The organism is Chitinophaga eiseniae, from assembly GCF_900167135.1.
Lineage (GTDB): Bacteria > Bacteroidota > Bacteroidia > Chitinophagales > Chitinophagaceae > Chitinophaga > Chitinophaga eiseniae.
The window spans coordinates 2125200-2146743 of sequence record NZ_FUWZ01000002.1; the positions used below are offsets into that span (position 1 = coordinate 2125200).

A 21544-nucleotide genomic window follows, 5' to 3' on the forward strand; every position below is an offset into this window, starting at 1 on the left:
AGGTTACATTTGCATCCCTAATTAAACAATATTTCCTAACTCGCAAAAAATAACTCGACTTATTTATGCCAGTAAAAATCAGACTGCAGAGACATGGCGCAAAGAAGAGGCCTTTCTATTTTATCGTAGTAGCCGACGCTCGCGCTCCCAGAGATGGTAAATTCATCCAGAAAATTGGTACTTACAATCCATTAACAGTTCCGGCTTCCATCAACATCGATACTGAAAAAGCATTGCGTTGGTTGCAGAAAGGCGCTCAGCCTACCGATACTGTTAGACGGATCCTGTCTTTCAAAGGTGTATTGTATTTGAAACACCTGTTAAGAGGTGTTACCCTGAACCTGTTCGACGAGCCTACTGCTTACCAGAAATTCGCACAATGGCAAGCTGAACACGAACAGAAAGTATCTGCCCGTCGCGACGGTCACAGAAAAGCAAGAGTTGCCGCTCCTATCGTAAGAAAGGTTGAAGACACTCCTGCTGCTCCATCCGCACCCGCAGAAGGAGAAGGTACAGAAGCATAAAACGGCAACGTTTTAACAATACCTGAAAAAGGAAATGTTTGCATTCGCAAATATTTCCTTTTTTAATTTCATGGCAGGGCACGCTCAATATGATGAACAATTATTTCAGTATAGGAAAACTGGTGTCTGCGCACGGATTACAGGGTGAATTGCTGGTAAGGCACAGCCTCGGCAAAAGATCCGCCCTCAAAGGCGTTACCGCTGTTTTCCTGGAAGAAAGGAAAAACAGCTTTATTCCCTATTTCCTGCAGCAGGCGACGGTTAAGGACGCAGCGCATATCTACATCCGCCTTGAAGGGATAGACTCCAAGGAAGCCGCTCAGAAGCTGCTTCCCGGACAGATATACCTTCAGGAAGACGATTTTAAGGCGCAAACAGCGGCTTCCTCCCCGCTGGCCTTGCTGGGCTTTACAGTGGAAGACGCTCACCACGGCGTACTGGGCACCGTGGAGGAAGTGATCGAAATGCCGATGCAGGTGCTGATAAAGGTGCAAATCCAGGGAAAAGAAGCCCTGTTGCCCGTCAATGACCAGTCCCTCGTAAAAGTGGACCGCAAGAAGCAGGTGGTACACCTCGATTTGCCGGAAGGACTGGTAGAATTATATACGAACCCATAAGTCAGCCCCTGGGACGACCAGACTGATGTGGAGAACAATACGCCAAAACGGAGGCTATGGGTCCTGCGCTTTGGGGTAACCCAGGGTTTCAGCCCCGGGGAAAAAAGCAATATCATTATGCGGATAGATATCATTACCGTACTGCCGGAGCTTCTCGAAAGCCCGCTGTCCCATTCCATCATGAAGCGGGCCCAGGCAAAAGGGATGCTGGAAGTACATGTGCACCCGTTGAGGGCCTATTCCAGCCTGAAACATAACCAGGTAGACGATTACCAGTTTGGCGGAGGCGCCGGCATGGTCATGATGCTGGAACCGATCGTCAACGCCATAGAATCGCTGCAGGCCAAAGTAAAGTATGATGAAATCATCTACCTGACGCCTGACGGGGAAACGCTGAACCAGCAGATGGCCAACCAGCTGTCGCTCAAGGGCAACCTCCTGATGTTGTGCGGGCACTACAAAGGTATTGACCAGCGTATCCGGGACCATTTCATTACGAAGGAGATCTCTATCGGCGACTATGTGCTGTCCGGCGGGGAACTGGGTGCCGCGGTGCTCGTGGATGCCATCGGGCGGTTGCTCCCGGGGGTGCTCAACGATGAAACCAGCGCTTTGTTCGACTCGTTCCAGGACAACCTGCTGGCGCCGCCGGTATACACCCGGCCCGTAGAGTTCCGCGGCTGGAAAGTGCCCGATGTGCTGCTGAGCGGCGACCATAAAAAAATTGAGGAATGGCGGCATCAGCAGGCCGTGGAAAGGACCCAAGCCCGCCGACCTGACTTGTTGTAAATTAACTACTTAAAAAATAACAGAATTGACCATGTCTGTGTTTTCCGCAGGCAAATCCGGAAAAAAGGTGGATAATCCCAAGATTTATTCGCGATTTAATTTGGTAAATGCCAATTCTTGTTTTACTTTTGCACTCCCATAAATATTTGAAAGATGAACGCAATTTCGTTTGTTCACGAACAACTGACAGCTAAAAAACAGTACCCTAAGTTTAAAGCAGGCGACAACGTCACTGTCAATTATAAAATCGTGGAAGGTAATAAAGAAAGGATTCAGTCCTTTAAAGGTGATGTGGTGAAAATCCAGGGTACAGGGTTTACTGCGTCTTTCACTGTTAGAAAAATTTCTGACGGTATTGGTGTGGAAAGACTGTTTCCGCTTTACTCTCCTCATATCGATGCTATCGTGTTGAACAAGGTAGGTAAAGTAAGAAGAGCGAAACTTTATTACCTGCGTGAACGTGCTGGTAAGAAAGCCCGTATCAAAGAAAAAAGGGTTTAGTATAAAATACAGGGAAATTAGTTACAGGCGGGGCCGCATGGCTCCGCTTTTTTCGTGTTCTTAAAATGCTATTAAATCTGTGTTTTAACAACGCCAACGGGTGAAAAAGCGGATTTTATAAGCTATCTTTGTTGAGTTAGATAACTTAAACAAACATTTGAGAAGATGACTGCTGTTTTTGTAAAACCATCATTTTTGATTCTCCAGGATATTGGCATGTCTGAACTGCTGTTGATTGCCGTTGTGGTATTACTGCTGTTCGGTGGCAAAAAGATCCCTGAACTGATGCGGGGATTAGGTAAAGGTATCCGTGAGTTTAATGACGCCAAAAACAATGTGCGCCAGGAAATTGAAGAAGGTATGAGGGAAAAGCCTGTGCAGCCCGCTACTACCGACACTAAGCCAACTGATGCTCAACACAACGCATAATCCGGCGTAACATAACTGTCCCTGATTTTAATATTTTAACTGATTTAGCTTTGACTGAATTCAGCAGTATTGCTTCTTTTCATAAAGCATTATACGCCGGCAGTACAAGCTGTACGGAACAGGTACGTGCGTATCTCGACCGGATAGCGCAGTTAAAACATTTGAATGCCTTCCTGGAAGTGTATGAGGAGGAAGCCCTGGAAAAAGCGCGGGAGCTGGATGAACGGATCAAAAACGGTCAACCGGCAGGTGCGCTGGCAGGAGTGGTGGTAGGTATTAAAGATGTGATCTGCTATAAAGGCCATCATGTAGGTGCCGCTTCCAGGATACTGGAAGGGTTTACCTCTATTTATTCGGCTACAGCCGTGGAAAGGCTGCTGGCTGCAGATGCTATTATCATTGGTAATCTAAATTGCGATGAATTCGCGATGGGGTCTACCAATGAAAATTCGGCTTATGGGCCTACCCTGAACGCGTTGGACAATACCCGGGTACCGGGAGGCTCCTCAGGAGGCTCTGCCGTAGCGGTGCAGGCGGACCTTTGTCTGGTAAGTTTAGGCAGTGATACTGGCGGCTCTGTTCGCCAACCGGCGGATTTCTGCGGTATCATCGGGCTTAAGCCGACTTACGGCCGGATCTCCCGCCATGGCCTGCTCGCCTATGCCTCCTCTTTTGATCAGATAGGCATTTTCGGCAAGGAAATTGCTGATGTGGCGGCGGTTCTGCAGGTGATCGCAGGACCGGATGAGTTTGATAGTACAGCAGCCCAGCGGGAAGTCCCTGATTATCAGCAACACCTGTCACACAATAAAAGTTACAGGTTTGCGTATTTAAGAGATGCCCAGTACCATGAAGGATTGGATGCTGAAATGAAGGATGGCTATATAGACCTCTTTGAAAGCCTTGTAGCAGCAGGACATACCGTTACCGGTAAAGGTTTTGACTACCTTGATTATGTGGTTCCCGCCTATTATGTGCTGACAACGGCAGAAGCATCCTCCAACCTGTCCCGTTATGACGGGGTCAGATTTGGGCACCGGACCAACGAAAAAAACCTTGAACTGGTCGATTTTTACAAAAAAAACAGGTCAGAAGGGTTTGGTATAGAAGTAAAACGTCGTATATTACTCGGGACTTTTGTATTGAGTGCTGGTTATTACGACGCTTATTATACGAAAGCACAACAGGTAAGAAGAATCGTTACAGACAAGCTGAACGAGATACTGGATGAGTTCGACGCCATTTTAATGCCAACGGTGCCGTCGACAGCTTTTAAACTAGGAGAGAAGACAGAAGACCCGATCGCCATGTACCTGGCTGATATATACACGGTACTGGCAAATCTGGCAGGGGTCCCGGCCATTTCGGTGCCGTTGGGCCGGCATTCAAACGGAATGCCATACGGTGTACAGATCATCACAAAGAAGTTTGACGAAGCGGCCTTGTTACAAATTGCTCATCAGCTGATGGCAACTGACAGGGCATCGATTGTTTAAAATAAATTGTATGAGAAAAATCTTTTTACTATTGCTGTTGCCAGCATTGAGTTTAGGAAGTGTGGAGGTAATGGGTAGCAACAGCGTACCTAAAGAGACGGCGTTTCCCCGGGTCTCGCCCGACACTACAGTGAAATTCCGCAAAGTACATTTGCCGAAAGACTCTGTAGTGCCTACTCCCACCACCATGGCAGTGAAGAAAGCTGCCCAGAGCCTGCCGAACACCATTCGCAGCGCTAAAGTATACGAACAGATCAACAACAACCTGGTGGCCGGTTATGTAAACAACTACGCTACCCGGTACAGCCAGCATCTGCAGATCATGGTGGAAAAAGGTCAGCCTTATTTTGCCATGGTAGAGAAAATCTTCCGCGAACACGGTATCCCGGAAGAGATGAAATATCTCGCTGTTATCGAATCCAGCTTTAATACCAATGCACGTTCCAGGGTAGGAGCCGTTGGCGCCTGGCAGTTTATGGCCGGTACCGCCCGCATCTTCGGTCTGAACGTAGGTAAAAAAGTAGACGAACGGAAAGACTTTTACAAATCCACTATGGCTGCGGCACAGTACCTCAACAAACTGTATGAGCAGTTTGATGACTGGTTGCTGGTAGTAGCAGCTTACAACTGCGGTCCCGGTGGCGTACAACGCGCCATGAAGGCCAGCGGCCGTGAAGACTTCTGGGGTATGCAATATTTCCTGCCTGCAGAATCCCGTAACCACGTTTACAAATTCATTGCTACCGGTTATATCCTCGATCGATTCAACAATTTCTTCGGCGTGAGCGATGAACCCGGCATGCCCGTAGCAGAAAATACCGCTGCTCCTGCGGCTGCTACCACCGCTGTGGCAAGAGGCCCGCTGACAGAAGATGAGATCTTCGGTAGTGTGGAAATCAACGTGACCGGCAAATATCGCCTGGAAGCCATCGCCAAAAAACTGGAGATGTCTGTAGCGGAATTGGACCGTTACAACCCGGGTTTTGCCAAAGCAATGGCCAGCGCTGAAAATAATTACGACCTGCGCGTCCCGAAAGAAAAAATGAAACTTTTCCTCGCGGAAAAAGACGAGATGCTGAAAGAGTCCGTTCAGATGACGCTGGACGATAAGGCAGTAGGGGTGGACAAATCCAAGTTCCCGCCTCCGGCTAAAATGCCTGCGGCGAAAACAGCGCCTGCCAAAAAAGTGGCTACCAGCGCTAAAAAACACAGCAGCACAAAAAAATATACCGCTGCCAAAAAACACACGACCAAAAAGAAGGCCACTACCCGCAAAAGGTAGTTCCTTCTGCTGATAAAAGAAAATAAGAAACCCGTGCAGGTATTACTGCACGGGTTTTTTTATGACTTGACCGGTTGTTTTATCAACGTGTAACCAGCAGCGTTATAGCCGTTTCACTATGCTGCCGGCAAAAGAAAAATACGGATTTGCAGGGTGGAAGTCTTTTACCTGCAAATCCGTAATGCTGTTATGTTTGATAGATATTACAATCAGATGGCTGCGATGCCGGGCAGTACCTTGCCTTCGAAGAACTCCAGCATGGCGCCGCCGCCGGTAGACACGTAGCTTACCCTGTCGGCCAGTCCGAACTGGTTAACCGCCGCTACAGAGTCACCGCCACCTACGAGGGAGAACGCTCCCTGGGCGGTGGCCAGCACGATGGCGTCCGCAACGCCTTTGGTGCCTTTCTGGAATGCTTCCATTTCGAAGACGCCCATAGGACCGTTCCAGAGGATGGTTTTGGAGGCCTGGATGGTTTCGCTGAAGAGCGCTACGGAAGCAGGTCCGATATCGAGGCCCATCCATCCGGCGGGAATGTTATCGTTGGACACCACCTGTGTAGCAGCGTCGGCAGCGAATTTGTCCGCCGCAACGGAATCTACCGGCAGGACGAGCTGAACGCCTTTGGTGCGGGCTTTCTCCAGCAGTTCATTGGCGAGGTCCAGTTTATCATTTTCACAGAGGGAGTTGCCTATTTCCTTGCCTTGTGCTTTGAGGAAGGTATAAGCCATGCCGCCGCCGATAATGATGTTATTGGCGCGGTCCATCAGTGTTTCGATGATCAGTATTTTATCGCTCACTTTAGCGCCGCCGAGGATGGCGGTGAAAGGGGCGGTAGCGTTGTTCAGCACTTTCTCTGCGTTGGACACTTCTGCTTCCATGAGGAGGCCGAACATACGGTCAGGTTGCGCGAAGAACTGAGCGATCACAGCAGTGGAGGCATGTGCGCGGTGGGCGGTGCCGAAGGCGTCGTTGACATATACGTTGCCCAGTTTGGCCAGCTGTTCAGCGAAGGAGGCATCGCCTTTCTCTTCCGCCTTATGGAAACGCAGGTTTTCCAGCAGGAGCACTTCACCCATTTGCAGGTCGGCAGCGGCTTTTTCGGCTACGGGGCCGGTGCAGTCTTCTGCAAATTTAACGGTGGCGCCGTCCAGCAGGGAGATGAGGTGATATACGAGGTGTCTTAAAGAGTATTTATCAGTAGGACCATCTTTCGGGCGGCCAAGGTGGGACATCAGGATGACAGCGCCGCCATCTTTGAGGATTTTTTTGATGGTGGGAACGGCAGCGCGCATGCGGGTGTCGTCCGTAATCTCGAACTTATCGTTCAGGGGAACGTTGAAATCCACGCGGACCAGGGCTTTGCGGCCATTGAAGTTATAGTCGGAGAATTTGCTCATATGTAGCGATTTAAGAGAAAGGATTTAGCCATAAAAAAAACCGCGGGCCAACAGCACAAAGCGAGTTTCAACCAAAATGATCTGGCCTGGCTGCTGCTATGGTGTAGTTGTTCCGCGGAATGTAAAAAGTATCCCGGCAGTGGCTGCCGGGGATACGATTGATTATTTGCTGATCAGGCCGGCGAAGTACTTCACAGTACGAACCAGCTGAGATACGTAGCTCATTTCGTTGTCGTACCAGGACACGGTTTTAACCAGCTGGTGATCACCAACGGTCATTACTTTTGTCTGGGTAGCGTCGAACAGGGAACCGTAGTGGATACCGATGATGTCGGAGCTTACGATTTCGTCTTCGGTGTAACCGAAAGATTCGTTGGAAGCTGCTTTCATCGCTGCATTCACTTCTTCTGCTGTTACTTTTTTGCCGAGGATGGTAGTCAGCTCCGTGAGAGAGCCGGTGATGGTAGGTACACGCTGTGCGTTACCGTCCAGTTTGCCTTTCAGTTCAGGCAGTACCAGGCCGATTGCTTTTGCAGCGCCGGTGCTGTTCGGAACGATGTTGGCGGCAGCAGCGCGGGCACGGCGCAGGTCACCTTTCGGATGCGGGGCATCGAGGGTGTTCTGGTCGTTGGTGTAAGCGTGTACGGTGGTCATCAGGCCGGTAACGATACCGTATTTGTCCTGCAGCACTTTGGCCATAGGAGCCAGGCAGTTGGTGGTGCAGGATGCGCAGGAGATCACGGTTTCGCTGCCATCCAGCAGTTCGTGGTTTACGTTGAACACGATGGTTTTCAGATCACCGGTAGCAGGAGCGGAAATTACGACTCTTTTAGCGCCAGCAGTGATGTGCGCAGCAGCTTTGTCTTTATCAGCAAAGAAGCCGGTGCACTCAATTACTACGTCAACGTCGTGTTCTTTCCAGGGAATTTGAGACGGGTCTCTTTGTGCATATATCTTCACATCTTCGCCGTTCACATTAATTGCGTTCTCGGAATGTTTAACTTCTGCATCAAACCTACCCTGCGCTGAATCATATTTCAGCAAATGCGCCAGCACGGTTGGGCTGGTAAGGTCATTGATAGCTACCACATCAATGCCGGGCATTTTGTAAATCTGGCGGTATACCAAACGACCGATACGGCCGAATCCATTAATACCAATTTTGAGAGTAGTTCCCATTTTTTGTCGTGATTTGAGTATGAAAAAATCGAGAGCGAATTTACAATCAATGCGTTTATTAATCAATATAAATTTGAGTTATCAAAAATTTTTTTGGAAATATAAAACAATAATGTACTTTTGCAATCCCAAAACGATACGCCGCGTTGGTCAAGGGGTTAAGACGCCTCCCTTTCACGGAGGAATCACGGGTTCGATTCCCGTACGTGGTACGAAGTAAAGCTGACAGATCATCTGTCAGCTTTTTTTGTTTTATCCCATTTTCTATTTTTTATATTGATTATCAATTCATTAGAAAGATGCCTTCCGATAGTGGCCTGACTCGGAAAGTTCCTGCAACCGCCATACCCATACCAACAGGACGTTGCCACTGTGTTTTTTGTTGACCTCCATCCGCTGATCTATATTTAGAGGATTATCTGCCATCTTTATTTTAATATCGATTTATGCCCCGATATCGGTTCCCCTTCCTCATGATGCTACTGCCGGCATTTATACAGAAAATACATTGACTCGGTTTTTAAGGCGATTAAAAATGCCAACATCCGCCATCTGATCATTGATCTCCGGAATCATCCGGGAGGAGATAATCTGCGATTATCTTATTTCCTGTTTTGCGTCCAAACCTTTTCGATGGAACGCTGATTTTACACTCCGGACCGGTGTTATCCTGAAACGCGAAACCCGGAAACAAAAGGATACCGCCAACGATTATTCCCGTGCCATTCTGCAACATTCAGACGGGGAAGTATACCGGTATGATTTGCCCGCTCAACAGCCGAAGGCTGTCTCGCAAAGATTTAATGGCGGGGTATATGTGCTGGTAAACCGTCAGACATAATCCATGGCTGCGGTGGGCGCCGCATTAATACAGGACTATGGGTTTGGCAAAATTGTGAGAGAGGAAACGGGTGATATGCCTACGTTGTATGCGTCGCAATTTTCGTTTCAGTTGCCCCGGACGAAGATGGTTGTTAAAGTGCCCAAAAGATATATTGTCCGGCCCAACAAGAGTGAAAAGCCAGAGGGGGTGCGTCCTGATATTATATTGCAAGACCATTTGCTGGATGATACAGACGAAGTACTGCCGGTATTGCTACGGACCCTGACTAAAAAATAAGTGCGCAGCCTGCTGAAAAATACTGAGGGGACCCTGCATAAAAATGCTATTTTTAATAGCACATACCTCAAATCCGCAAATCTTATGGCAAAACGGAGAAAGCTTAATGATGTCATCCGTCTCTATCCTTTACAGCGCAGTATGATCAGCCTGGGGCTGACGGCACTTGTGTGGACAATATTGAGGGTATGTCACGTTCCCATCAGTCCATTGGTGCTTTCCGTGCTTTTATGGGATGTTTTCGCCCTTTCCTATATCAGCATCGCCTGGCTGGTGTTTGTGTGGCGGAAGGTGCCTGAAATTCGCGCGTGGGCCCGGGAAGATGACGGCGGACGTACATTCGTGACCATCTTCCTCCTGGTGTCTTCTTTTGCGAGTATGATCATTGTTGCGTTGCTGATGGTGTCTGACGAGCCGGAGAAACCGGGTATTTACCTGCCGGTGGCTATTGTTGGCATCTTATCTTCCTGGGCGCTGGTACATACCACCTACAGCTTTCACTACGCGCATCTGTTTTACGACGATGATGTGAATGACAGCAGCCGTCATGCTGGCGGACTGGATTTTCCGCAGGAGAAATATCCCGACTATGTGGACTTCGCTTATTTCTCTTTTGTGATCGGTATGACTTTCCAGGTTTCGGATGTGGAGATCAGCAGTCGCGCTATCCGGCGCACCGTGCTGATACATGGATTGTTGTCTTATCTGCTCAATACTTTTGTGATGGCATTGACGATCAACCTGATCGCGGGCCTGATTCACCGATGAAGTGCTCCATAAAAAAGCAACTCTTTATCATGTCAAACATCTCCCGAAAAATAAATTAAAAAAAAATTTTGTGATGTAAAACTATTCCCTATCTTTGCAATCCCAAAACGGAAATGCCGCGTTGGTCAAGGGGTTAAGACGCCTCCCTTTCACGGAGGAATCACGGGTTCGATTCCCGTACGTGGTACAAGAGCTGAAGGCTCCTCATGACGAGGAGCCTTTTTCTTTTGCGCTGATTTCACTACTACACTAACCTCCTGTTCCTTTTTCTAAACCCTCCGTACCCGCCGGGTTTCCACTGTTACTGCAGGTCTTGTGCAGCACTACCGTGTATATTTATCGTTCATTAAACCATCCTGTTATGAAAAAGAAAAACATTGACCTGCAGAAAAAAGTCGGCCTGAAAAAAGTAGCGCTGGCGTATTTGAACGTTGAACAGCAAAACGATGTTCGCGGTGGTGGCCGGGCTATCAACACCAGATGTAATGGATGTGACAGTTACGACCCTTCCTGCCCATCCATGGCACGTCCCACTAAGATATGTAAGTGATCAACAGTTTTAGTTTAATTTGTAAGTCGGAATTAACATGGTTTAGTATCTTCTGACTGCAGTCTTTTGCTGAAATAGTAGTGGCAGATGCATGGAAGCGCTGCCACTACTATTCACATAAACAAACAGGATGACAAACTTCGCGATACCCTTATTGCCCAGCACTTCCATCAATGATACCGTAAACTTCTACATGGCCATTGGCGCTGTTATCACCTACCAGCAAAAAGCTCCCAACAATTACGTCGGACTAAAAATCAAAGACATAGAACTTCATTTCTTTGGATTAAAACAGTTGAAGCCGGCAACCAACTTCAGCACCTGTTTCCTGAGAGTAGATGAGATAGATACGTTTTACAATCATTGCAGAGCAGGGTTGAAAGCGCTGTACGGCAAAATTCCGCTCAAAGGAATACCAAGAATCAACCAGATAAAAGATATGCCCGCTTATGGGGCCAGGCAGTTCGTTTTGGTGGATCCTTCAGGAAACTATATCAGGGTAGGGCAGCCCATCGCTAAAACAGACAGCCTGCTGTTTGAAGAAAACGGAAAGAAACCGGCCAGCGGCACTGCGCTGGGCAAAGCCTCCGAACTGGCAGACAGACTGGCCAACGGAAAAGAAGATTTCGAAGAAGCGCTGCGGGTCATCGACAAAGCATTAAAAAACGATGCCGGCGATGAAGCAGACATCACCTTTAAGTTACTGGTGCTGAAAATGAGCATCGCTCACAGAACGGAGGACCCGAAAGCAGCGAAACAATTACAGCCAACCGTGATAAAGCAGCTGGCGAAAATACAGGACCATCATCTCATTAAAGACGAGATCGCCATTTTTGAAAACATACAGGAAGAACTGGGATTACGTTGATCAATCCTTTTCCGGGCTCCTGATGATCTTCTTCCGGTGCGCTTTTCCCCATTTGATCATCTCCAGGATAATATCTCCGAAGGTGCGGCAATAACCGGTAGCGGTATATTCCACGGTTACCGGAACGGTCGGAGTCACCGTTCTTTTAATCAGCTGATTAGCTTCCATCTCCTTCAGCTCCCTGGATAACATCCGCGTGGTGATGCCGGGAATGCTGCGCTCTATTTCCCTGAAACGGTTGTTGCCATTGCAGATGGAATTGATAATGGGCAGCCGCCATTTTCCGCCGATCACGTAAATAGTATCCTGTAACGCCTGCAGCTCATCCTTCTGGCTGCGGGGATTGCTCAGCACTTCGGCTATTTCTTTCCCTCTTTTTTTATCTGTCATACTGGTATACTCTGTTATACTGGTTACAAAGTTATACCAATTCCCTCATACCTTTGCCATGAATTATTAAATCATACCAATCATGGAAACACTGAAAGGAAAAACAGCCGTTGTGACCGGCGGTAACAGCGGCATCGGTTATGCTACGGCAAAGGAATTAAAACAACAGGGCGCGACAGTCATCATCACCGGACGACGTAAAGAAGCTGTAGACGCCGCCGCGGCGGAACTGGGCGTTACCGGGCTCGTAGCTGACCAGGGTAACCTCGCAGCCATCGAAAACCTCGCAGACACGGTCAGTACAACATTCGGAAAGGTGGATATCCTGTTCATCAATGCCGGCGTACTGGGCGGAGCGGCTATCGAGCAGGCCACGGAAGCGGTATTCGATCAGGTGATGGATATATCACCGGCGCAGAATTGGTGATGGACGGCGGCATGAGCCTGTAACTGCCGCTGGCCCCACTTTTCATGCCCATGCCAGGGGCCGGCCGGGCTATGCAGAGGGTGGTACGGACTGCATCAACACTAAGCGGGACCGATTTTTGAAATAGGAAGATAAACATTTAGTACTTTTATCTTGCAGCCACTTTTTTCCTGAACACCATGATCGAACAGATTATCTGGTCAATCGCTCCATTACGGTATGGCACAACGAGGTATCTCTGCACCCTGTTGTGCTGCCTTTTTGTAATGTTTACTGCCAGTGCACAGCAGGAAAACATTTCTTATCATTTCCGGCACCTTGATATCAGCAACGGCCTCGCCAGCAACCATGTATCTGCCATCCTGCAGGACCGTAAAGGATTTATCTGGATCGCCAGCACCGCCCTGCAACGGTACGACGGTACCAATCTCGTTACCATGGCTAATTTCGACCGGGTGCCGGGCTCCATCTACTACGACGATATCTGCCTCTGTGAAGATAACCGTGGCCGCATCTGGATGGGTACCCCGGACAATATCCGTGTATACGATCCGGTAACGATGCTCATCAAAACCCTCAAAGTGGCCGACAGGACGGAGCTGCCGGAGGGACTGCAATGCAGCAATATCATACAGGACCACAGCGGCGTCATATGGGCCACCACCCGCGATGGCCTCATGCAGTTCGACGAAACTTCCTTCAGTTTCCATAAAGCCTCCATGGTGCCCGAAACCGACCGCCTGCAAATGCAGGACGGCATTATGGAAGACGAAGCCGGAAACCTCTGGCTCAGCGGAGAAGAACACCTGTATATCCTTGACCGTAACCGTAAACAGTTGTTCTCGCCCGGTAATAATCCCGGCCACCTGCCGGTACTGGATATCCGCAACAGCTTTAAAAAGATTTATACCGATAAACGCCACCGCATATGGCTGGCAGGGAGAGAAGGTATCCTCTACGAATACACGCCCACCGCGAATACGCTACGGGAGCACCGCTTCAATACCCCGGAAGCTGATCATATCTTTGACGTAATGACCGACGGTAACCAGCAACTCTGGGTGGCTACGGAAAAAGGCGGCATCTTCCGGTTGAACGATTCCCTGCAACGGTTCGATTTCAATATCAGGAGCAACAACGCGGATGAAAGAGGGTTTCATTATGACTACGAAGCCAATTGTATGCTGAGCGACCGGGAAGGGTACTTATGGATCGGTACAGACAGAGGAGTGAACATCCTCAATATTCATGATACTTCATTCCGTATGCTGGACCATCGTACTGTTTTTGAAAAAACAACAGAACGATTGCCTGCCGGAGAGGTGACCGGTATTTTTCAGGCGAGTAACGGCGACGTATACGTAGGATACTGGGGAAAAGGGTTCAGCCGATTGTCAGCCCGTCTGCAATTGCTCGGCAATTATTTTCACGGTGCAGATACGACCACAGCTATTCCTGAAGAAAGAGGGTTGGTTTGGAGTTTCGCAGAGCTGACAAATGGTACTATTCTCGTAGGACAGGAGAACGGCAACCTGTCGCTCTTTAATCCCGTTACCGGACGGTTTGTCCGTCATTTCAACTCCCCGGTATTCCATGAACAAACGTTGTTACGGATATTCGCGCAGCGAGATACGGCTGTATGGATCGGACTTTACAAACGTGGTTTGGCCGGTTGGAATCCACAGACCAACCAGTTTACCTATTATCATGAAATCACAGATTCGTTAAAACGGCCTTTGTCGGTGTTACAGATCGTGACAGAGCGGGATTCGCTGCTATGGCTGGCTTCCAGCGGCGGTGGATTGATCCTTTTTGATCCCCACAGGCGTCAGATCGTTACCCGGCAGAACTTTGAATGGCTTCAGCACAGCTATAACAATGTTACCTCCCTGGTGAGATATAATGACAGCACGCTGCTGGCCGGGACCGATCACGGGCTCTGGATGTACAACACCCGGCAGGGCACTTACGTACCCGTGAGGATTGACGGACAGCTCTTTGACGAATGGGTGCTGAATATCCGGGAAGATGCGCACGAGAAATTCTGGTTCATCACGCCCTATGGCTTTTACCGCTACACCATCCCCGATGGAAAGTTGGAGACATTTACCCAGAACGACGATATTATCGCTAACTATCGTAAGGTACGGCGCCGTATTACGTGGCTGAAAGATGGTCGTTTGCTGATCGGCGCATCTGACTATTTTGTCGTATTTGAACCGGATAAACTACGGGTGGCGCCACCTCCGCCCGATGTGACCATCGTCAATATGAAAGCGTTGGACAGCATTGTATTGATAGAAGAAGCACTGCTGGGTAATAAACCTGTTGAGCTGAAGCGCCACCAAAATATCATCAGCATAGAATTCAAAAGCCTGTCCTATCACCAGGAAAAGATCCGTTACTTCTATCAGCTGGAGGGGCTGGATGAAGACTGGGTGAGTGCGGACAACATGTTGGTGGCCAAGTATACCAACCTGGCGCCTGGGAATTATACTTTCAGGGTAAGGGCGGTCAACTCGGCCGGCACCGCCTCTCTGCATACCAGTGTGCTGAAAATATTTATCCGGCCGGCGTTCTGGCAAACGCCCTGGTTCCGTATTCTCTGCGTATTGCTGGCACTGGGACTGATATATCTTTACATCAGGCTGCGCATCTCCTCGGTGAAGAAGGAAGCGCGCGAGCGAGCCGCTATCCAGCAGCAGATGGCCCAGCTGGAAATGAAGGCGCTGCGGGCACAAATGAACCCGCATTTTATTTTCAATGCGCTGAATTCTATCCAGACATTTATGATGAAGAGTGAAACGGAGCAGGCGCTCGCTTACCTGGCGCGGTTTGCACGGCTTATCCGTAATGTGCTCGACAACTCCCAACTGAATAATATTCCTGTTTCCAAAGAGGTGAATATGCTTACCAATTACCTGGAGCTGGAAAAGCTGCGTTTCGCAGACGCCTTTGAATATGAGTTCATCGTAGACCCTGAGCTGGAGCCGGATTTCGTGGAGATACCCACCATGATCCTGCAGCCATTTGTGGAGAATGCCATCTGGCATGGCATCCTGCATATCCCCGATAAGGGAAAAATCAGGATCATGTTTGCCCGTATAGGCGACAGGGTATTATGCACCATCGAAGATAACGGTATCGGCAGGTCCAGGTCGGCAGCGCTCCGGAGAGGAGACAGCCAGCATTACTCCCGCGGACTGCAGATCACCCGCGACAGGCTACAGCTCTATAACAGCCGTTTTAATATGGACGCCAGCTTTGATATCGAAGATTTGAATGACGGCGCCGGAAACGCCACGGGGACGAGGGTTAACATCTGGTTTCCCTATGTACATGAATAACGGACCACAGGGCGGCTGTAATCCGTTATTCATGCGTGTTTATCTCAAACCAATTTCATAATGTCTTTCCGGGATTTCTATATCGAGAAATCCTTTTTTGAACAACCATTTTTTGAAGATCGTTTGTACGTCGTATTCGCCGTGCACGAGGAATAATTTCTTTATATCTCCCGGATGCTGGCAGGCCAGCCACTGGCTGAGATCTTCGTAGTCGCCATGTGCGCTCATGGAGCGGATAACGCCTACTTCCGCTTTTACGGCGTAGCGGGTACCATAGATAGATACTTCTTTGGCGCCTCGCATGAGCCGTCCGCCCAGCGACTGTGGTTCGCAATAGCCTACAATGAGGATGGTGTTGCGCTCTTCGTCGATGTTGTTGGCGATATGATGTTTCACGCGGCCGGCTTCCGCCATACCGGAGGCAGAGATGATCACGCATGGCTCCCTGCGGAAGTTAAGGCCTTTGGATTCATCTACAGATTTTACATAGTGGAGTCCCGGAAAATCGAACGGGTCGTTGTCCCGTTTCAGCAGGTCAGAGACTTCCCTGTTAAATACTTCCGGATGCGCTTTGGTAACGGCTGTAGCCTCAGTAGACAGCGGGCTGTCCACGAAGATGTCCACGCGGGGGAGGGTACCGTTGATCTGTGCTTTGTTCAGGGCATACAGTAGTTCCTGTGTACGGCCTACGCTGAATGCCGGGATGATCAGCTTTCCTCTTTTTTCCACGCAGGTTTCTTTGATATACCGCAGTAGTTCTGCATCGGCGGGAGCTGCGTCGGCATGCAGGGTGCTGCCGTAGGTAGACTCGATCAGGATGTAGTCTGCCTGCGGGAAGGTAGCGGGTGATTTGAGGATGGCGTCATTATAGCGGCCGATATCGCCGCTGAAAGAGATCTGTTCTGTTTTGCCGTTTTCCGTGATGCGCAGGTGTACAGAGGCGGCGCCTACGATATGACCGGCGTCGGTAAACATCAGCTGTATATCCGAATCAATGTCGATCCAGGTGTTGTACTTACCGACTGGTTTCAGTGACCGGATCGCGCTTTTGGCGTCTTCTACGGTGTACAGCGGCAGCACATATGGTTTGCCTTCGTTCGCTCTTTTTTTGTTGGTGAACTTCACATCATCTTCCTGTATTTCTGCGGAGTCGAGCAGCAGGATCTCGGTGAGGTCGCGGGTACCGGGCGTGCAATAGATATCGCCGTTGTAGCCCATTTTCACCAGGCGGGGAATCAGGCCGGAGTGGTCGATGTGGGCGTGGGAGAGGATCATATACGTGACTTCAGCCGGGTCAAAACCAAAGTCTCTGTTCAGCTCATCTGTTTCTGCGCCCATGCCCTGAAACATGCCGCAGTCCAGCAGGATCTTTTTTCCGTTCTTCAGTGTGATCAGGTGCTTGGAGCCGGTAACGGTACGGGCCGCACCATGGAATGCTATTTTCATTATCCTTGATTTAGGGTGATGACCACCATTTATGATTTTCCTTTAAAAGACCAGGTGACCGCGAACGAGGCAATTAGCGTGCCTTGTTTGTCCCTGCCTTCGCTGCGCATGGTAACGGTGACTGCCTCGTCCTGGTTCATGGCTTTGCTTATGGCTGCCTTCATGGCGGGGAGATCGTTACAGGTGAAGTAAGTGAGGCCCGTGGCTTTTTTCACGAAGGTGGATTCCAGTCCGGTAACAAGCATGGATATACGTTTGGGTGCGCTCTGAACATACATCATGGCGGGCAGGCCGGTGCTCATTTCCGCAGCCATAGCCAGACAGGCGAAGTAGGTGGAACGGAACGGGTTTTGTGACAGCCACCGGTAGGGTACAGAGGTGGTGCAGGCATCTTCTCCGATGGCCCGTACCCGTACGCCGGCCAGCCAGGCTGCCGGAAGCTTCCAGAAGAGGTAAGCCCTGAATTTAAACGGATGCTGCGCAAACTTTATAAAAGTATGCACAGCATCCGTATTAAAAGTAGTTATGCCGTTGTTCATGGCAGTATTATTCGTTGACGTAATTGGAAGGCTGCAAAGCAGCTGGCGACCATTGTCTGAAGAACTCCGTCAGTTTCTTTTTGTCGTAGGAGTCAGCCGATTCCAGCAGTCCCGTATTCTGCGTATGCAGCCGGTTGCCTTTGCCGTCCAGTATTACCAGTACCGGGAAACCGAAACGCTGTGGAAATCCCAGTTCTTTCAGGATGGGCAGGTTTTTGTTTTCTTTGCTGTAGTTAAGGTGATATACCACGTAGTCTTTGTTCATGGCGGCTTTCAGCTCGGCGTCGTCTTCCACGAATTTATACAGCCGTTTGCACCAGATGCACCAGTTGCCACCTATCTGTACCAGCACATGTTTATTCTCCCGGGCAGCCTTTTTAACGGCGGCGGCTATATCCGCCTTTGCATCGGCGGCCGGGTTGTAAATGTGTTCCAGGTCATGTGTCTGCGCCTGTACGTCCATCGCCGGTAAGGCGAAGAACAGTCCAAGAAGTAATGCCCATACTATCTTCTTCATAATACTCAATTTATTCATCGTATCTAATTTACACTATATTTTGCACATAAGCCTGTATGGCTTGCTGCGCCTGGTGGCCGTCGGCCAGTTGAAGCGACACGATGTCTTTCAGCTGCTGCCGGAGGGTGGTGTTATATACGGGCACGCATACTTCAATACGGCGGTGCAGGTTCCGGTTCATCCAGTCGGCCGAGCCCATATATATTTCTTCCTGCCCGTTGTTATGGAAAATAAACACCCGCGCGTGTTCCAGGTACCGGTCCACGATACGCACCACACGGATACCTTCGCTTTCCGGGATACCGGTCTGCAGGCAGTTGATGCTGCGCACCACCAGGTCCACCGTTACACCGGCCTGACTGGCCTCGTACAGTTTCGCGATCATCGCTTTCTCCTGGAGATTATTGATTTTGATGGTGATCCTGGCCGGCAGTCCTTTTTGCACGTTGGCGATCTCCCGGTCTATCATGTCCGTAAAGCGGGTAAGCATATTGAACTGGGCTACCAGCAGGTGTTCAAACTGCAGGAAGTGGTAAGCCATAGGCTGCTCCCGGCTTTGCAGGTAGAGGAACAGCAGTTCCATTTCCCGGGTGATGCCGGCATGGGAAGTGAACAATACGTGGTCTGTATAAAACCGGGCGGTGCTTTCGTTGAAGTTACCGGTGGCGATCAGGCCGGAATAGTCCCAGCGGTAGCCGCGCCGGCGCTTTACCAGCGCTGTTTTGGCATGTACTTTCATGCCTGGGATGCTGTAGATCAGTTTTACGCCGGCTTCTTTCATTCTCTTGGACCAGCGGATATTATTGGCTTCGTCGAAGCGTGCCTTGAGTTCCACGAACACCGTTACCGTCTTGCCGTTTTGTGCGGCGCTGATCAAAGCCTGCGCTATCTGTGAGCCGGAAGCAATGCGGTAGAGCGTTACGTATATCTCTTCCACGTCAGGGTCTACGGCTGCCTCGCTGAAGAAGCGCAATACGGGATCGTATTGCGCATACGGGAGATGCAGCAGCAGGTCGCGGCGTTGTATCAGGTCCAGCAGGTAGTCGGCGGCGGCAGCTTCGGGCTGCGCTACCGGGTGGGCTTTGGGATACAAGGCATGGGGGAGGCCTGCCGGCATGGGCAGGTCTGCCAGGTCTTTCAGGTTGTGATAACGGCCACCGGGCACCATTTCATTGTCGGCCACCTCAAACTGGCTTGCCAGGAAGTTGCGGAGCGACAACGGCATGGAGGCATCATACAGGAAGCGGGTAGGCACGCCCAGCTCGCGCTTGCGGATCATGGTTTCCACTTCTTCCAGCACGTCGCCTTTCATTTCATCCATATCTATTTCCGCATTGCGTGTGAGTTTGATGCCATAGCTCTGATGGATGATATACCCCCGGAAGAGGTAAGGCAGGTGGGCGCGGATGATATCGTCGAGCAGCGCAATGTGAAACTGTCTATCGGGCGTATCCAGCGTCATGAAACGTTTTAGCCCGGAAGGAATGTTCACCAGCACGATCTCCTGGCTATCAGGTGTGACCTGCGGGCTGACGGTCACTACGAGGTACAATGCGTTGTTCTCCGGGAAGAATTTTTTATGCCGTTGACTAAGCCATACAGGCTGCAGCCACGCTTGTACGGTTGACTGGAAATAGGACCTGGTGCGGGCAGCCAGTTCAGGTGCGGGAACGGGGCCGTAGAAGAGGGTAATGCCCTTTTCCTTCAGTGCCGGTAGCACCATGCCGGCAAATATCTTCCCGTATTCTTCCTGGTGGCGGTTGATGGTGTCCATCACTTCCTGTAAGGTCTCGGGCGCAGGTGATTCTTCGCCGGCGGCGTCAGGCTCCCGCTCCAGCACTTTGTTGATCGCCAGGATGGCGGGCATGCGTACCCGAAAAAACTCGTCGAGGTTGGAAGAGAAGATGGACAGGAATTTAATGCGTTCGTATAGTGGTACCTGCGGATCGGCGGCCATCTGCAATACCCGGTAGTTGAAGGACAACCAGCTGAGATCGCGGTTATATAAAGGAATAGCCATGAATACTTATGCTTTTACCGGGAAAAAGATGGCGGCGATCATGAAACCCATCACAGAGGCGATCAGGCCAAACATAAAAACGTTATAGGATATACGGAGCAGTTTGTATTTATGCGCCAGTACTACGCCAAGATGGTATACGTCTTTGGTCATACTGCCGTAAAGGAAATCGGCGTCGTCCATCATCTTCCGCATCCCCCACTCGTATTCATCCAGCTTCATCTTATAAAAATTACCGAAGAACAGCAGGTTAGCGTTTTTGTTGTTGATATCTTCCGCGGTGAAGGTGCCGCTGGTGACGTTGGGCCGGGTGGCCAGCACTGCAAAGATGATAGTGGTAACAGAGGTGACCAGGAAGATGACCGCCGGGAGCACCATGTTGGGATAATCTTCCAGCCGCCGTACCAGCACGGTGAGCATAAAGGAAATGATAATGGAGTTGACCGATATCATAATATGCGCCTTGCTGTCGGCCATGGAGCTCAGGCGGATATGGTTGGTGGAAGTGATGCGGAACATGGTTTCCACGCCGCGGTCCGGCTTTTTATCCTTGTCTTTCTTTTTGTTTTTCTCCGGCAGCTTCGCATCGGCGGTGGCGGCGTTGTCTGTTACAGCGGCTACCGGTGTGGCAGCTGCTTTTTCTGCGGCTTCGGCAGTTTTTTTCTCCATTTTTTTATACAGCTTCTGCAGGTTTTCTTCTTTTTGTTGTTTGGTATAGGTCTGTGCGTAGTCCGTCCAGTAATGGTGGGCGGTGAGGAATTTGATGTTGCTGGCCAGCCAGGTGCTGCCGGGAATCTCCTGCTGTGTTCTCAGCTCTACTTCTTTGCGCAGCAGTTTGTTCCGGTCGGCATAGTCTTTAGATCCAAGGTGAAACAGGTCGGCGTCGCACACGATCTGTTCTACGAGGTTATGAGGCGATTGTGGCATTTTAGTGGCGAGGATAGCGCCTTTTACCATGGCTTGTATTTGCTCGGGCGCCTGTTGGCTTTGTAAAAAGTTAACTGCTTCTGTAGCGCCGTTTTCTTCGTGTTTACCGGCTTCTCCCAGCAGATAGCCCGCGTCATGGAACCAGGCAGCTACGTAAACGGCCAGCAGTTCTTCGTCCTGAAGGCGGTAGTGGGCGGCAATCTGTGCGGCCGCTTTTACCACCTGCAGCGTATGTTCCAGGTTGTGGTATACCAGTTCAGGATGCGGATGCTGCTGGTACTGGGCCATTACAAAGTCTCTTGCGGCATCAATGAGTGAGCTGTTCTGCATATGCTTAGTTTTGTCAGGCAATGGGAGAAAGCGGTACTTTTGCATGCATTCCCCGATTTGCGCCTTTGCGTGACGGAA

General features: G+C 50.0%; 22 protein-coding genes and 2 tRNA genes. 16 read left to right on the forward strand and 8 right to left on the reverse strand.

Annotated elements, in window-relative coordinates; all coding sequences use genetic code 11:
• The first annotated feature begins 65 nt into the window (after positions 1–65).
• The 7 genes from rpsP to B5D63_RS18560 all read left to right on the forward strand — a co-directional run bounded on the left by rpsP (position 66) and on the right by B5D63_RS18560 (position 5638).
• Positions 66–524 (forward strand): 30S ribosomal protein S16, encoded by a 459-nt coding sequence (gene rpsP / locus B5D63_RS35785; protein ID WP_078670222.1) that lies wholly within the window; start codon positions 66–68, stop codon positions 522–524.
• A 38-nt stretch (positions 525–562) separates the two neighbouring features.
• On the forward strand, positions 563–1141 hold the full coding sequence (gene rimM, locus B5D63_RS18535) for a ribosome maturation factor RimM (protein ID WP_235021574.1): 579 nt from the start codon (positions 563–565) through the stop codon (positions 1139–1141).
• Positions 1142–1258: 117 nt separating this feature from the next.
• On the forward strand, positions 1259–1930 hold the full coding sequence (trmD, locus tag B5D63_RS18540) for a tRNA (guanosine(37)-N1)-methyltransferase TrmD (protein ID WP_078670223.1): 672 nt from the start codon (positions 1259–1261) through the stop codon (positions 1928–1930).
• 153 nt (positions 1931–2083) lie between these two features.
• A complete protein-coding gene (rplS, locus tag B5D63_RS18545) occupies positions 2084–2431 on the forward strand; it encodes a 50S ribosomal protein L19 (RefSeq protein ID WP_078670224.1) in 348 nt (115 codons plus the stop codon).
• A gap of 165 nt (positions 2432–2596) precedes the next feature.
• Entirely contained in the window at positions 2597–2860 is a 264-nt protein-coding gene (locus tag B5D63_RS18550; protein ID WP_078670225.1) for a Sec-independent protein translocase subunit TatA/TatB, read from the forward strand.
• 50 nt (positions 2861–2910) lie between these two features.
• On the forward strand, positions 2911–4356 hold the full coding sequence (gene gatA / locus B5D63_RS18555; RefSeq protein ID WP_078670226.1) for an Asp-tRNA(Asn)/Glu-tRNA(Gln) amidotransferase subunit GatA: 1446 nt from the start codon (positions 2911–2913) through the stop codon (positions 4354–4356).
• A gap of 10 nt (positions 4357–4366) precedes the next feature.
• Positions 4367–5638 carry a lytic transglycosylase domain-containing protein gene (locus B5D63_RS18560; RefSeq protein ID WP_078670227.1) on the forward strand — a complete coding sequence of 424 codons (1272 nt, stop codon included), beginning with the start codon at positions 4367–4369 and terminating at the stop codon, positions 5636–5638.
• Positions 5639–5847: 209 nt separating this feature from the next.
• Here B5D63_RS18560 and B5D63_RS18565 read toward each other — a convergent pair whose 3' ends face one another.
• Both B5D63_RS18565 and gap read right to left on the reverse strand, forming a co-directional pair.
• Positions 5848–7038, reverse strand: coding sequence for a phosphoglycerate kinase (locus B5D63_RS18565; protein WP_078670228.1), 1191 nt, complete (start codon positions 7036–7038; stop codon positions 5848–5850).
• A gap of 162 nt (positions 7039–7200) precedes the next feature.
• Entirely contained in the window at positions 7201–8217 is a 1017-nt protein-coding gene (gene gap, locus B5D63_RS18570; RefSeq protein WP_078670229.1) for a type I glyceraldehyde-3-phosphate dehydrogenase, read from the reverse strand.
• 140 nt (positions 8218–8357) lie between these two features.
• Between gap and B5D63_RS18575 the strand changes: the two genes are divergently transcribed.
• The 7 genes from B5D63_RS18575 to B5D63_RS18605 all read left to right on the forward strand — a co-directional run bounded on the left by B5D63_RS18575 (position 8358) and on the right by B5D63_RS18605 (position 11523).
• Positions 8358–8429: transfer RNA gene (locus tag B5D63_RS18575), tRNA-Glu, on the forward strand.
• 347 nt (positions 8430–8776) lie between these two features.
• Positions 8777–9058: a hypothetical protein gene (locus tag B5D63_RS35470; protein WP_078670230.1), complete on the forward strand. Its 282-nt coding sequence runs from the start codon at positions 8777–8779 to the stop codon at positions 9056–9058.
• 3 nt (positions 9059–9061) lie between these two features.
• On the forward strand, positions 9062–9337 hold the full coding sequence (locus tag B5D63_RS18585; protein ID WP_078670231.1) for a hypothetical protein: 276 nt from the start codon (positions 9062–9064) through the stop codon (positions 9335–9337).
• A gap of 84 nt (positions 9338–9421) precedes the next feature.
• A complete protein-coding gene (locus B5D63_RS18590) occupies positions 9422–10105 on the forward strand; it encodes a DUF1345 domain-containing protein (RefSeq protein WP_200817018.1) in 684 nt (227 codons plus the stop codon).
• Positions 10106–10220: 115 nt separating this feature from the next.
• Positions 10221–10292, forward strand: a tRNA-Glu gene (locus tag B5D63_RS18595).
• A gap of 174 nt (positions 10293–10466) precedes the next feature.
• Complete coding sequence (locus B5D63_RS18600; RefSeq protein ID WP_078670232.1) at positions 10467–10655, forward strand: class I lanthipeptide; 189 nt, start codon at positions 10467–10469, stop codon at positions 10653–10655.
• A gap of 130 nt (positions 10656–10785) precedes the next feature.
• Positions 10786–11523: a bleomycin resistance protein gene (locus B5D63_RS18605; RefSeq protein WP_143312963.1), complete on the forward strand. Its 738-nt coding sequence runs from the start codon at positions 10786–10788 to the stop codon at positions 11521–11523.
• On the opposite strand, the gene B5D63_RS18610 is transcribed toward B5D63_RS18605, so the two are convergent.
• Positions 11524–11913, reverse strand: coding sequence for a winged helix-turn-helix transcriptional regulator (locus B5D63_RS18610; protein WP_078670234.1), 390 nt, complete (start codon positions 11911–11913; stop codon positions 11524–11526).
• An 82-nt stretch (positions 11914–11995) separates the two neighbouring features.
• Between B5D63_RS18610 and B5D63_RS18615 the strand changes: the two genes are divergently transcribed.
• Positions 11996–12340, forward strand: a complete 345-nt coding sequence (locus B5D63_RS18615) for an SDR family NAD(P)-dependent oxidoreductase (RefSeq protein ID WP_078670235.1) — start codon at positions 11996–11998, stop codon at positions 12338–12340.
• A gap of 179 nt (positions 12341–12519) precedes the next feature.
• Positions 12520–15687, forward strand: a complete 3168-nt coding sequence (locus B5D63_RS18620; RefSeq protein WP_078670236.1) for a ligand-binding sensor domain-containing protein — start codon at positions 12520–12522, stop codon at positions 15685–15687.
• 39 nt (positions 15688–15726) lie between these two features.
• Here B5D63_RS18620 and B5D63_RS18625 read toward each other — a convergent pair whose 3' ends face one another.
• From B5D63_RS18625 to B5D63_RS18645, 5 genes are read right to left on the reverse strand one after another with little or no spacing between them, the layout of a single operon-like run.
• Entirely contained in the window at positions 15727–17133 is a 1407-nt protein-coding gene (locus B5D63_RS18625; RefSeq protein WP_078670237.1) for an MBL fold metallo-hydrolase, read from the reverse strand.
• Positions 17134–17162: 29 nt separating this feature from the next.
• A complete protein-coding gene (locus B5D63_RS18630) occupies positions 17163–17672 on the reverse strand; it encodes a DUF4442 domain-containing protein (protein ID WP_143312964.1) in 510 nt (169 codons plus the stop codon).
• Positions 17673–17679: 7 nt separating this feature from the next.
• Positions 17680–18189 (reverse strand): thioredoxin family protein, encoded by a 510-nt coding sequence (locus tag B5D63_RS18635; protein ID WP_078670381.1) that lies wholly within the window; start codon positions 18187–18189, stop codon positions 17680–17682.
• A gap of 28 nt (positions 18190–18217) precedes the next feature.
• On the reverse strand, positions 18218–20209 hold the full coding sequence (ppk1, locus tag B5D63_RS18640) for a polyphosphate kinase 1 (RefSeq protein ID WP_078670238.1): 1992 nt from the start codon (positions 20207–20209) through the stop codon (positions 18218–18220).
• Positions 20210–20215: 6 nt separating this feature from the next.
• A complete protein-coding gene (locus B5D63_RS18645; RefSeq protein WP_078670239.1) occupies positions 20216–21466 on the reverse strand; it encodes a Pycsar system effector family protein in 1251 nt (416 codons plus the stop codon).
• Between the last annotated feature and the right edge of the window lie 78 nt (positions 21467–21544).